Annotated in this window: 12 protein-coding genes and 1 tRNA gene; 5 read left to right on the top strand and 8 right to left on the bottom strand. The window is 44.7% G+C overall.

The genetic code is table 11. From position 1 onward, the window contains the following. Positions 1-19: 19 nt before the first annotated feature. The gene (gene nadB, locus ICN48_RS10025) at positions 20-1,678 is read left to right on the top strand and encodes an L-aspartate oxidase (RefSeq protein WP_216153552.1); all 1,659 of its coding nucleotides are present in this window, start codon (positions 20-22) and stop codon (positions 1,676-1,678) included. 26 nt (positions 1,679-1,704) lie between these two features. On the opposite strand, the gene nadC is transcribed toward nadB, so the two are convergent. The 6 genes from nadC to pgi all read right to left on the bottom strand — a co-directional run bounded on the left by nadC (position 1,705) and on the right by pgi (position 7,373). Further along, positions 1,705-2,559 carry a carboxylating nicotinate-nucleotide diphosphorylase gene (gene nadC, locus ICN48_RS10020; RefSeq protein ID WP_216153551.1) on the bottom strand — a complete coding sequence of 285 codons (855 nt, stop codon included), beginning with the start codon at positions 2,557-2,559 and terminating at the stop codon, positions 1,705-1,707. Between the two features lie 42 nt (positions 2,560-2,601). Continuing rightward, a complete protein-coding gene (nadA, locus tag ICN48_RS10015; RefSeq protein WP_216153550.1) occupies positions 2,602-3,729 on the bottom strand; it encodes a quinolinate synthase NadA in 1,128 nt (375 codons plus the stop codon). A 39-nt stretch (positions 3,730-3,768) separates the two neighbouring features. Then, positions 3,769-5,154: a phosphomannomutase/phosphoglucomutase gene (locus ICN48_RS10010; RefSeq protein ID WP_216153549.1), complete on the bottom strand. Its 1,386-nt coding sequence runs from the start codon at positions 5,152-5,154 to the stop codon at positions 3,769-3,771. A 24-nt stretch (positions 5,155-5,178) separates the two neighbouring features. Next, the gene (locus tag ICN48_RS10005) at positions 5,179-5,547 is read right to left on the bottom strand and encodes a type II toxin-antitoxin system PemK/MazF family toxin (protein WP_216153548.1); all 369 of its coding nucleotides are present in this window, start codon (positions 5,545-5,547) and stop codon (positions 5,179-5,181) included. Then, positions 5,547-5,807, bottom strand: a complete 261-nt coding sequence (locus ICN48_RS10000; RefSeq protein ID WP_216153547.1) for a PbsX family transcriptional regulator — start codon at positions 5,805-5,807, stop codon at positions 5,547-5,549. The genes ICN48_RS10005 and ICN48_RS10000 overlap by 1 nt, the downstream gene beginning before the upstream one ends. Positions 5,808-5,882: 75 nt before the next feature. Continuing rightward, on the bottom strand, positions 5,883-7,373 hold the full coding sequence (gene pgi / locus ICN48_RS09995; protein WP_216153546.1) for a glucose-6-phosphate isomerase: 1,491 nt from the start codon (positions 7,371-7,373) through the stop codon (positions 5,883-5,885). Positions 7,374-7,473: 100 nt separating this feature from the next. Between pgi and ICN48_RS09990 the strand changes: the two genes are divergently transcribed. Together ICN48_RS09990 and ICN48_RS09985 are read left to right on the top strand one after the other, a co-directional pair. Continuing rightward, positions 7,474-8,610, top strand: coding sequence for an NAD(P)/FAD-dependent oxidoreductase (locus tag ICN48_RS09990; RefSeq protein WP_216153545.1), 1,137 nt, complete (start codon positions 7,474-7,476; stop codon positions 8,608-8,610). Between the two features lie 33 nt (positions 8,611-8,643). Beyond that, positions 8,644-8,733, top strand: a tRNA-Ser gene (locus ICN48_RS09985). Between the two features lie 103 nt (positions 8,734-8,836). Here the strand turns inward: ICN48_RS09985 and ICN48_RS09980 are convergent. Together ICN48_RS09980 and ICN48_RS09975 are read right to left on the bottom strand one after the other, a co-directional pair. After that, positions 8,837-9,418, bottom strand: coding sequence for a hypothetical protein (locus tag ICN48_RS09980; RefSeq protein WP_216153544.1), 582 nt, complete (start codon positions 9,416-9,418; stop codon positions 8,837-8,839). Positions 9,419-9,517: 99 nt separating this feature from the next. Continuing rightward, a complete protein-coding gene (locus tag ICN48_RS09975) occupies positions 9,518-10,471 on the bottom strand; it encodes a hypothetical protein (RefSeq protein ID WP_216863790.1) in 954 nt (317 codons plus the stop codon). A 45-nt stretch (positions 10,472-10,516) separates the two neighbouring features. On the opposite strand from ICN48_RS09975, the gene ICN48_RS09970 reads away from it, so the two are divergent. Continuing rightward, positions 10,517-11,965, top strand: coding sequence for a sensor histidine kinase (locus tag ICN48_RS09970; RefSeq protein WP_216153543.1), 1,449 nt, complete (start codon positions 10,517-10,519; stop codon positions 11,963-11,965). Between the two features lie 94 nt (positions 11,966-12,059). Next, positions 12,060-13,013 (top strand): MBL fold metallo-hydrolase, encoded by a 954-nt coding sequence (locus ICN48_RS13895; protein WP_255539535.1) that lies wholly within the window; start codon positions 12,060-12,062, stop codon positions 13,011-13,013. Positions 13,014-13,038: the final 25 nt, after the last annotated feature.

Below are 13,038 nucleotides of genomic sequence, written 5' to 3'. Positions count from 1 at the left end.
CCTTTAGAATGAACCCTCTATGGCCAGTTCCAAACACTCCGTAAATACTCCCTCAAAAGCCGAGCTTCCTGTTCTCATCATTGGGGCTGGATTAGCTGGATTGACTGTTGCCCTCCACATGGCCGAGTCTCAGCCAGTGATTTTGATGGCTAAGCGCGGCCTAGGTGAGGCAGCAACCGCTTGGGCACAAGGCGGCATTGTTGGGGTTGTAGATAAAGAGCATGACAGTATTGATTCGCATGTAGCCGACACCTTAGATGCCGGCGCAGGGCTTGTGGTCGAATCCACAGCACGCTATATCGCCGAAGAGAGTGCTGATGCGATTCGTTGGTTGGTAGAGCAGGGTGTTCCATTCACAGAAGATAAATCCGGTCCAATGGGTTTGCACTTAACACGTGAAGGTGGACACAGTCATCGCCGCATTGCTCATGCTGCAGATGCCACTGGTAAAGCCATTCATGAAGTACTGCTGGATAAAGCCAAGGCCCATAAAAATATTCAGATCCTGGAGCATTGGATTGCACTCGATCTCATTACCAATCGCCAGCTAGATGCAAAGACACAGCGCACAAAGCCTAATCGTTGTTACGGTGTGTATGCACTTGACATAAAAAATAATCGCGTAGAAACGATTGAAGCAAAGTCAGTGGTATTGGCCACTGGTGGCGTAGGCAAAGTCTATCGCTACACTAGTAACCCCGATACCGCCACTGGCGATGGCATCGCCATGGCCTGGCGAGCAGGTTGCCGCGTAGGTAATATGGAATTTATTCAGTTTCATCCAACTTGCTTGTATCACCCCAGCGATCGTACCTTCCTAATTACTGAAGCCATGCGTGGTGAGGGCGGCTTACTGAAATTGCCTGATGGCACCCGCTTTATGCCAGAGCATGATGACCGTAATGAATTAGCCCCGCGTGACATTGTTGCAAGAGCAATCGACTTCGAAATGAAGAAGCACGGCTTAGATTATGTTCATCTAGATGCCACTCATTTAGGCGAAGCATTTATTAAAGAGCATTTCCCAATGATCTATGCACGCTGCATGAGTCTTGGCTTAGACATTACCAAAGAACCTATTCCGGTTGTTCCTGCTGCACACTACACCTGTGGTGGCGTGGTGACCGATCTCAAAGGGCGCACCGATTTACCAGGACTCTATGCGGTAGGTGAAGCGACGTATACCGGCCTGCATGGTGCTAATCGTTTGGCTAGCAACTCATTATTAGAATGTGTAGTCATCGGTAAGGCAGCAGCAGAAGACATATCCAATCTCAAGACCCCAGTAATGCCAGATCTTCCCTTATGGGATGAGAGTCAGGTTGAGGATGCGGATGAGCAGGTAGTCATCGCCCATAACTGGGATGAGTTACGCTCATTGATGTGGAACTACGTCGGCATCGTTAGAACTAACCGCCGGTTGGAGCGAGCGCTTCATCGCATCAAATTGCTGCGTTACGAAGTTCAAGAGTATTACGCTAACTTTAAGGTCACCCGTGACCTGATTGAGCTCAGAAACCTATTGGAATGTGCCGAGCTCATCGTACGCTCAGCCTTAATGCGCAGAGAAAGCCGTGGACTTCATTACAGCCGCGATTACCCAGGTACTTGGGCAGTTTCTTATCCAACTATCCTGACTCCTCAGGCAGAGGGCTCTGAGAGCGATTCTGTCTCTTAAGTCTTTTAAGTTTAAGACCACCTTTACTACAAAATGCGCATCGAGAAATCAACTGCATGCACATCCTTAGTGAGCTTGCCAAGGGAGATGCGATCAACTCCAGTAGCAGCAATAGCGCGCATTTGATCTAAATTAATACCGCCAGAAGCTTCCAGTAAAGCGCGTCCAGCATTGATGGCAACCGCTTGCTTCATCTGATCAGTATTGAAGTTGTCGATTAAGATACTCTTGGCTCCTGCAGCCAAAGCTTCTTCAAGTTCAGCAAAGTTTTCTACTTCAATCTGAATATCCACACCAGCATTTAAAGCCTGAGCATTTTTCAGGGCGGCAGTCACGCTGCCGGCAGCGGCAATATGGTTTTCTTTAATGAGGATGCCATGCCATAGGGCTAGGCGTTGATTCTTGCCGCCGCCCACTAGCACTGCGTACTTCTGAGCCTGTCGTAATCCCGGAACAGTCTTGCGAGTATCCAGTACAGCACAACCTTTAGGGTTGGGGCTGACACCTGCAATTGCATCCACGTGCTGTCGCGTAATGCTGGCCGTCCACGAAAGTGTTTGCAGGAAATTAATGCAAGTACGCTCAGCAGAGAGTAGTGCCTGAGAGTCGGCTTCGATATCACAAACTTTGGTATCAGGCCTCATGAGATCGCCTTCAAGATAATGCCAGGTGACCTTCGCATTGGGGTCTAGCTTCTTTAGTGTGCCCTCAAACCAATCCACACCGCAAAGAACAGCTTCTTGACGAACAATGAGTTGTGCCTTTACTGGCTTGCTAGGAACGAGTTTAGCCGTCCAATCGCCAGTACCGATATCTTCCATCAGCGCGTCATGAATATTGCGTTGGCGAGCTTGCTCTAAAGTTTCGTTGTAATCAAACATGACAAACAATATCTATCTAAAAGAAAAAGTAAAAAACTTAAATTAAGCAGCACCAATATTCTTTACAAAGCCATGCTGTGCTTTAGCTAAGAGGTCGGGATGATTCTTGGTGAAATCGAGCATACGCTCTATGCAGCCTAATGCCTCAACACGAATAGGCTCTTCGATGAAGATTTCACCAGAAGCATTTTCTAGGCAATCCAAAATACCTTGTAAGCCATTCATGGCCATCCATGGGCAGTGGGCGCAGCTCTTACACGTTGCACTATTACCAGCAGTTGGAGCTTCGATCAATTTCTTATTCGGCGCCAATTGGCGCATGCGATGCAAGATGCCGTTATCGGTTGCAACAATATATTCAGTAGCTGTACCTTCAACAACGGCTTTAATCATGGCAGAAGTAGAGCCCACAACGTCTGCCAGGTCAACAACAGCTTGCGGAGATTCAGGGTGAACCAAGACCATGGCATTGGGGTGAGCCGCTTTTAGCATCTCTAATTCAACGGCTTTAAATTCATCATGAACAATGCAAGCACCGTTCCACAACAACATATCTGCACCAGTTTGTTCTTGAATGTAGCGACCTAAATGACGATCTGGTGCCCACAAAATCTTTTTGCCCTCAACTTTTAGTTGATGCACGATGGCTAACGCGCATGAACTCGTTACCATCCAATCTGCTTGCGCTTTAACTGCGGCGCTAGTATTGGCATACACCACAACAACACGATCAGGATGTACTGCTCTAAACGTAGCAAAGTCTGCAGCATCGCAACCTAAGTCTAAAGAGCAGGTTGCATCAAGATCGGGCATGAAGACGCGTTTTTCTGGACTGAGGATCTTGGCAGATTCACCCATAAAGCGCACACCGGCAACAATGAGATTCTTCGCAGAGTGGTTTTTACCAAAGCGTGCCATCTCTAAGGAGTCGGCAACATAACCACCTGTCTCCAAGGCTAAGTCTTGAATATCGCCATCTACATAGTAATGAGCAACTAAAGCGGCATCTTTTTCAACTAGCAATTGCTTGATACGAGCAATGACGACTGCTTTTTCAGCGCCATGAAGCTGGGGAGGGGTCTTAGCCCAAGCTTTGGCGGTACAAGTCACTCCAGTAGAATCTTGCTGGGGGTAATCAAAGGAAATAGGGGTGCTAACAATTGAATTCATACGAAATCTTACTTGACCCTAATAATCTTTATTGAATTACTAGAATGGAAGCTGAGCTTCTGGCTTGGCGGCAAGCAAAGCATCTTTAAACTCTGCCTGAATACGTTTGATAGCCTCTTCACTATCTGCTTCAAAGCGCATCACTACAACAGGCGTTGTATTCGAAGGGCGGGCAAGACCAAAGCCATCGGCATATTCCACACGCACACCATCAATTGTGTTGATCGATTCAGAAGTTGGAAACTTGGCATTCGCCTTAATGGTTTCCAGTAAAGCAAATGGCTCGCCTTCTGCACAAGCTAATTGCAGTTCAGGCGTGCAAATGGCATTTGGCAAGTCATTGAGCGTTGCATTTGGATCTTTCTCCTTAGAAAGAATCTCCAGTAAGCGTGCGCCGGTGTAAAGACCATCATCAAATCCAAACCAACGGTCTTTAAAGAAGATGTGACCAGACATTTCACCTGCAAGTGGTGCGCCAGTTTCTTTGAGTTTGGCTTTTACTAAAGAGTGGCCTGTTTTCCACATCAAAGGCTCGCCACCATGTTGCTTCACGTAGGTTGCTAGGTTGCGAGTGCACTTCACGTCATAAATAATTTGACCACCAGGATTGCGTGAGAGTACATCTTTAGCAAAGAGCATCATTTGACGGTCTGGGAAAATCACTTGACCATCTTTAGTCACAACGCCCAAACGATCGGCATCGCCATCAAAAGCGAGGCCTAATTCATTATCGGTAGTTTGTAAGTTCTTGATGAGATCTTGTAAGTTCTCAATATGCGCAGGATCTGGATGGTGATTCGGAAAATGGCCATCGACTTCACAGAAGATTTCTTCTACTTCACATCCTAAAGCTCTAAAAAGTTTTCCCGCAAATGCGCCACCAACACCATTACCGCAATCAACAGCAATCTTCATGGGACGAGCTAACTTAACATCACTCACAATGCGCTCTAAGTACATGGGGAAAATATCAAAGCTGCTTCTGGTTCCTTGGCCCGTAGCAAATTGCTTGGCTTCAATTCGCTTACGCAGATTCTGTACTTGATCGCCATAGATTGCAGCACCACCAAGAACCATCTTGAAGCCGTTGTAATTGGGTGGGTTATGGCTACCAGTGATCATAATGCCGGACTTCGGCTTTTTGCCATCGATCTCTTGGTTTGCACCAAAGTACACCATGGGTGTTGCAACCATACCCAGATCAATCACATTGATACCGGTAGAAAGTAGGCCTTCGGTTAATGCCTCAATCAAACTAGGGCCTGATAAGCGGCCATCGCGTCCGATTACGATTTCGGTTTCACCGAGTTCACGCATCTCCGTACCAAATGCTTGACCAATAAGTTTGGCAATTGATGGATCTACAGTCTCATCAATGATGCCGCGAATGTCATAAGCTTTGAAAATAGAAGGAGAGAGTTGCACGGTAGGTCCTAAATAGAGTTGGTGTTAATGGGTAATTTCAATGATGGAATTTAATCCTTCGCATGCCTCTTGAAAAAGAGCAGGCGAGAGACTTTTCCAAGGATGTGGTCTGGCATTTCGAAGGCGCCAATCAAAAGACTTTGGTTGATGGGTCAAGATATATGCGGGATCACCTTTTCCTATTGAAAACTTAATGGCAAAGGGATTGGTTTCGTTAAATTGCGCGTGTGTCATTGGTAGACCAATCACAATGCCGGTTTTTTCATTAAAAGGTTTTGGTGAAATAACGAGCATTGGATGCTCATCCTTCATTTCTTTTCCTGATTGCGGATTGAAATTAATCCAGATCATATCCCTGCGCTCTGGAACCCAGAGTTTCAATTTTTCAACCATTAAATAATTTCTTTACCAATGGGGGAGCAATTCATGATTTCACCACCATGTAGCTCTGGATCATAGGCCTTTAGTTTTTGATTGAGGCTTAGTTTAGGTTTACCTACGACTCTGAGAAGTACTCCATTTTTGACGACTTCAACTGAGATTGGAACGCCTTGCGAAAGATGTGCTGCTTTAGCAACGGGTGATGTAATCCTGACACCAAGACCATTTCCCCATTCTTGGATCGTTTGCTCTACTTTAAGTGCTGGAGCCATGATTTACTCCTAAGGAAATTGTTTATACAAGTTTATACATCTATAGATGGCTTGTCAAATTCAAACAGAAATAGCCTAGGAATTAAATAAATTAATGCGGGCGGCAGTCACTTCATCGATGCTGGCATCAGCTTCTACCGCGCCACTATTCTTTAAGGCTGCTTCAATCGGTTTGGCCAATACTTTGCCAAGCTCAACACCGGGTTGATCAAAGCTATTGATATTCCATAGAGCGCCTAGCGCTGCGGTGCGATTTTCATACAGCGCCAGGAGCGCGCCTAAATAGAAGGCATCCAGCTTAGGCAAAATTAGTAGGTTGCTAGGGCGCTTACCAGGGTAGGTATTGTTCGGGTTATCAGTCTTCTTGCCATTAGCAAGTGCTTGGGCTTGCGCCAAGCAGTTGGATAACAGAATGCGGTGATGCGCCTTTGCCTCAGGCAATTTACTCATCGGCTCACGTACTGCGATGAAATCAATGGGAATGATTTCGGTGCCTTGATGCAATAACTGAAAGTAAGAATGCTGCGCATTACTGCCTGAGCTACCAAATACAACTGGGCAAGAAAACTTTACTGGCTTGCCATCGCGATCGACGCTCTTGCCATTACTTTCCATATCAAGTTGCTGCAACCACTTCGGAAACCAATCTAAAGCATCTGCATACGGAATAACAGCATATGATTTGATATTGTGTTTTTCTTGCTGATAGAGTAGGCTCAGAGCCATGATTACTGGCAGATTTTCTTCAAGAGGCGCAGACTTAAAGTGCAGATCCATTGCCTGGGCACCAGCTAAGAACTGCTTAAAGGTATCAAAGCCATATTGCAGAGCAATTGGTAATCCTACGGCAGACCATACGGAGTAACGGCCGCCAACCCAGTTCCAGAATGGATAGATGCGGTCTTGATCAATACCAAATTCTTTGGCTGCAGAAATATTGGCTGTGACAGCAAAGAGGGATTTGCTCACTTGGCTATCGGTAAGGCCGTTATTTTTAAGCCACTTCACCACAGCCTGTGCATTCATGGTGGTTTCCAGTGTTGTGAAGGACTTGGAAACGATGATGACCCTGGTGCTGTGGGGTAAAGCGCGTTGCAAAATACGATTGAGTTCAGCAGTATCGATATTGGCCAAGAAATGCATGCGCATGCCGCGGCTTTCAATATCGGGAACATGGGCTAAAGCTTCAATGGCTAAACGGGGGCCAAAGTCAGATCCGCCAATACCAATATGAATAACATCGGTAACGCCAACCCATTTATTGCACAGCGCCTCAATGCGATGCCAAACTTGAGCAACCTCAGGCATGACATCTTTACCGTCGATTAATACTGGAGTTTTATCCAGATTACGCAGAGCAGAATGAAGGGCGGGGCGATTCTCAGAGTTATTGACTGGCTTACCAGCAAATAGGTCGGTAATAAACTGCTCTAAATGAGCCTCTTTAGCTTGTTTGAAGAGGGATTTCCAACTGGCAGCATCAATGCCTTGATAAGCGCTATCTAAAACGATATCTTGGGTACTAAATAGGGTTTTCAGATTAACTGCAGCTGGTTTTGTAGACATAGAAAGATTCTATCAAGAAGTGCCCAAAAACCCACTAAAACACTGAAAATGTTACGATTTAAGTATGTTAATACCTAAAAAAACAAAGCGAGCGTAGTAGATGGAGCGACTTGATTGTGTCGTCATTGGTGCCGGGGTGGTTGGTCTGGCTGTTGCTAGGGAAATGGCTTTGCAAGGCAGGGAAACGATTCTGTTAGAACGTGAGGCTTCTTTTGGCACGATTAGTAGCGCGCGCAACAGTGAGGTGATTCATGCCGGAATCTATTACCCCAAGGATTCACTTAAAGCGAAGCTCTGCGTAGAAGGCAATCGCTTGCTTTATGAATACTGCCGCAGCCATCAAGTAGCAACTCAACCCTACGGCAAACTTATTGTTGCTGCTGATGCATCCCAAATAGATGACTTGCAGGCCATTTTGTATAAAGCTCAGAACAATGGCGTACCAGAGATCAAGATGATTTCTGGTGATGAAGCAAAATCATTAGAACCACAGTTGCAGTGCGTAGCAGCTATCTTGTCATCTAGTACTGGCATTGTTGATAGCCATGGCTACATGCTTTCCCTCTTGGGTGGCTTTGAAGATGCAGGTGGCATGGTGGCATACCAATCACCACTGATCAGTGCAAAGCCCATTGGCGAAAATGCCAAGGATGGATTTGAATTAGAAATCGGTGGCGCCGATGGCATGAAAATTCAAACAAAGCTTCTGATTAATTGTGCGGGTATGAGCGCACCAGCAGTGGCGCAAAAAATTGAATCTTTATCTAAAGATCAAATCCCGAAAGCGTATTTTGCTAAAGGCAATTACTTTTCTCTTTCCGGAAAATCACCATTTAATCATTTGATTTATCCCATCCCAGAACCTGGTGGACTCGGCGTACATCTCACTTTAGATATGGGTGGACAAGCCAAATTTGGTCCTGATGTGGAGTGGCTCGATATTGACCAGGAAGAGCAGATTGATTACACAGTCAATCCCAAAAGAGGCGAGGGCTTCTATGAGGCCGTCAGGCGCTACTGGCCAGGCCTTAAGGACAATGCTTTGCAGCCAGACTACTCTGGAGTGAGGGCTAAAATTGTCCCGCCCAATACTCCTGCAGGTGACTTCTGCTTCAATACCCCTAAAGACCATGGCTTGGAAGGTCTCTTTAATCTATATGGCTTTGAGTCCCCTGGATTGACCTCCAGCCTAGCTATTGCCATGCATTTAGAAGGGCAAATCAAAAGTTCTCTATAATCTAGGGCTTGAATCAAACAGATTCAAGTAAATGGAAGAGTGGCAGAGCGGTTGAATGCACCAGTCTTGAAAACTGGCGAGGATGAAAGTCCTCCGTGAGTTCGAATCTCACCTCTTCCGCCAAATTGAATGTAAAAAGCCCAGCAACTACTTGCTGGGCTTTTATCTTTCTAGCTCCTAGAAAAGAGCTATGAAGGAACTTTCGTAAAACTACAGTATTGCTTGATCACTTCTTAGCAGCTGGTGCGCTTACTACTGCAGCAATTGCTTCTGTGTAAACCACTTTTACTTGATCATTTACGGCAATATCTTTCATCAAGTCAGGGTTCTGAACCTTAACCTTGAAGATGTTTCCTTGTGGGCCTTTTAATGAAACAACATTTTTAACTGTATCAATAGCTTCAACATTGGCAGTTGCAGTAACAGTGTTGGTAGTGATCATACCTGGCTTGTCACCTTGTGGGGCAGTTGCGGTGCTAGTAGTAACTTGCTCGCTAGTTACGCCTGGATTTTTAACCTTAACTAATTCAATCGCTACAGCCATTTCATAAACAACATCAAAATGGTCACCCACGTTAATTTCAGCAAAGTTTTTCACTTCAGGACCGGCAACGATAGAAGTTTCGCCATCTTTATTTTTTAGAGTAACTGTGCGTGTTGCAGCATCAATTTTAATTACTTCACCATCGTAGATGAGTGCGGCTTCTTGAGCGGCTACACCAGCAATAGGTGCTTTTGGTTTAGTGAGGTAAAAGTAACCGCCAACTGCGATTGCAGCAATGACGACAGCAATGATAATTTTTTTCATAATCGTTTGATCCTTAAGATATTTAAAGTACATCGCCATTAGATGGCGATGCGGGAATGTCTAAATACTAGCAATTTAGTACTTATGTCTATTGTATTGCTAGAAGCTTGCCGCTAATCCGATAGAGGTTCCATGGACATTTTGGCCAAATTGGTAGCGAAATACGACCCTAACCCTTGTAAATATGGGGTCAGAGGCGCTTCGATCCAATTCAATGCCAGTGCCGACGGAGGAAAGGGAATTAAACCCCAGCGCCCCCCGTAGGTCACCCAAAAATTCTGTATGGGCTAGCTCAAACACGGCTCTTAATGGCCTATCCAATAGCATGATCGGTGTTGGTATGCGACTACGGGCCCAAAGTGCCAGACTTTGCGAGTCTGCTGATCCCTGGACCGCGGTAGAAGTCGCAAATGTTTGGACCGGAATATTGGTGTAACGCAATTCCACATCAATTTCTTGATCAGGTTTGTAATTTTCATAATCGAGCATGACTGAGCCGCCTAAGCCATAAGAGTTCATGCGACCACCATTGAGGAATTGCAAGTCAACGCCTTTTTGATTTTGAATGACTCGAGAGGCAATCGAAAGATCGCTCTCTAGGTGACCTAGCATGACATTGGCAATAGGGCGAAAGCGCAGCTCATTCGTAATCGGAAAATCCCATCCAATACCCCCTGTACCAGTTACGCTATTCCAGTGGACCGGTACGGTAACAGAGCTGTTCCCAATTCCGTCGGTAAAAGTGGGGTTGTAGCGATTCACCGCAATAGTACCTTCTAAGTAGAGTGGAAAATTTGCACTAATACGATCACCACCACCTAAAGAGATCATCTGTAAGTCAGCGTTATCGCCACCATTGTTGCGAATCGATAAGGGGCCCGTAGTGACATCTGGTGTGAGAGAGTAGCCAGTAATCGTCATAAAGGCATCAGCGCGCTTTTTAAGGTAATTATTTGCGGCGTTATAGAGGGCGGATTGGGCATGTGCAAGGTCAATCCCAGCGGCAAATAGGGTGACAAAGAAAAGGAGCTGGGTTCTACTAAAAGGCAGCATTATTCGATTTTAGCGATTCAATTTAGTAGATGTACTATAGCGAACATGAAGGCTCTAATTTCTATCTACTTCTTTATTCTCGCCATCATTCAGATGGGCTTGTTTTTGGGTATTTATCACTATTACCGCTCCCAAAGCCTTCTTAAACCTAGTTTGTATTGGATGTTCTCAATAATAGTTAGCGTGGCGGGCTTATTAACTTTTGGCGCTGGAGCCATCACTCTACAAAATATGGTGAACCCTGAATTTAATTTCACGGTAGCTAATAGCCTTTTTTATGTCGCTGCGTTATTGCAAGTCTTATTTTGTCAGTCGCTTAATCGAGGGGTCTCCAAGCAAACAAAGATCTATGCCTTAGCTTCAGTCCTCATTTTCATTCTTACATTCGAATACATGCGCCTACACGGTACTTTTGAGATTCGAACTGCTGTAATGGCTACCATTGCCAGTATTTTTTATTGCTGGCAAATTTATGAGTTGGCCATCAAAAGAAAAACTTCACCCTCAAAACAGTTGCTTTATATGCAATGTGCAAGCTTTGCAGAAATGTTTTTTGCGATAGGCCGTTTTTTAATATTAGTTACATCTGCTGTTGCGATTACGCGTGTTGAGCAAATTCCGCAAATACTGATCTTATTCACCATCTCTCAGTTAGTAATGAATACGCTTTCGTACATTGCTATTGGTAGTTATTGGGCTGAGCAAGTCGTTGTCGCCAATATCAATGTGATAGCCGAAAATGAGACAACTAAAAAACTATTGCAAGAGCGAGACCTTTTGATTGCCTCATTATTAAAGGCTAACAAGACCGCTAGCACTGGGGCCTTATCAGCTTCCATTGCTCATGAGCTGAATCAACCTTTAGGTGCATCAAACCTAAATATACAATTCCTGCAAAAAAAATTAACTGAAGGAAGTGTAGATCCTGAGTTGCAAAAAGAAATCCTAGATTCATTACTATCGGATAACCAGCGAGCAGCAAACATCATTCGCTCTCTCAGATCTGTTTTTTCTGATGAAAAAATTCTGACATCCAAAGTAGATGTCGCTGATTTAATAGACTTAGTGCTTACTATCGCTAGCCCTGAGATTGCTAAGCAAAATATTCAAATGGTATTGAAGTTAGAAAAAGATTTATTTATAACGGCAAATAAGAGCGAGCTACAACAGGTTCTTTTGAATCTATTGATTAACGCCATTGATGCGTTGAAGTCCTCAGATAAAGCAGATAAAACAATCACCATTTTGGGTAAGAACATTGGATCTGAGATTCAAATATCGATCACAGATAGTGGTTTAGGGATTGACCAGGATGTCCAGACCCATATGTTTGAACTCCTCTCGACGACCAAAAGCTCGGGAATGGGTATTGGCCTTTGGTTATGCAAACATATTATCTCTAGGCATGGCGGCTCTATTTGGTTTGAGTCATTTGCTCGTAAGGGGGCTACCTTTTTTGTACGTTTACCTTTGGTTGCAGTTTATTCAACGTAATCCTTCTATATTGCTTATTAGCTGTAAGGCTAATTGCTATGGATTTACTCAAACATATCATTTAAGCAATAAAACATCTTTTCTTTAGGCTCTTATGAAAATCAAACTTAACAAAATTTCAATTGCAATCATGATGATGACTTCAGGATTCGCAATGGCAGCTGGTGGCGGAGGTGTTGTCGCTGATCCTGGCGCCATGCAGGGTAAACACTTCGATGAGAAAGGTAAGGCACCATCCAGTTACACGGTTGAATTACAAAATGTGCTTCGCAAGACGCTGCCATTTCAAGATAAGCGAGATTTTGAAGAGTCAAAGAGAGGTTTTATCGCTGCGCCTCCTTATAAAACCATCATGGCCGATGCGGGTAATGTTGCCTGGGACATGGGAAGCTACGACTTCTTATTACAAGGTAAAGACTTTGATAGCGTTCATCCTTCATTACAGCGTCAAGCCATCCTCAACATGGGTTATGGCTTGTATGAAGTGGTGCCAGGAAAAATCTATCAAGTTCGCGGCTTTGACTTAGCCAATATTAGCTTTGTGAAGACCAATAGCGGCTGGATTGTATTTGATCCATTGACTGCCAAAGAAACAGCGCGTGCTGCTCTGGAGTTGGTAAATGAAAAGCTTGGTAAACGTCCAGTTGTAGCTGTGGTGTATTCCCATTCGCATGGAGATCACTTTGGTGGTGTGAGAGGCGTAGTGGATGAGGCGGATGTTAAGAGTGGCAAGGTGAAGATCATTGCCCCGGCTGGCTTTATGGATCATGCGATTGCTGAGAACGTCTATGCCGGTAATGCCATGACCCGCAGAATGTATTTCCAATACGGAGTGTTATTGCCAAGAAGTCCTTTTGGACACGTGGATCAATCGATTGGTAAAAATACTGCAGCAGGCAATTTAGGCCTCATTGAGCCTAACGTCTATATCAATCAGCCATACGAAAAAATGACGGTTGATGGTGTAGAGATGGAGTTCCAAAATACTCCTGGTACTGAAGCTCCTGCCGAGATGAATACCTACTTTCCGCAATTTAAAGCTTTTTGAGCTGCGGAAAATATCACCGGCACAA

This window comes from Polynucleobacter sp. JS-Safj-400b-B2 (assembly GCF_018881975.1).
GTDB lineage: Bacteria > Pseudomonadota > Gammaproteobacteria > Burkholderiales > Burkholderiaceae > Polynucleobacter.
The sequence above is the reverse complement of the archived record's forward strand: the minus strand, read 5'-3'. Positions and strand labels throughout refer to the sequence as shown.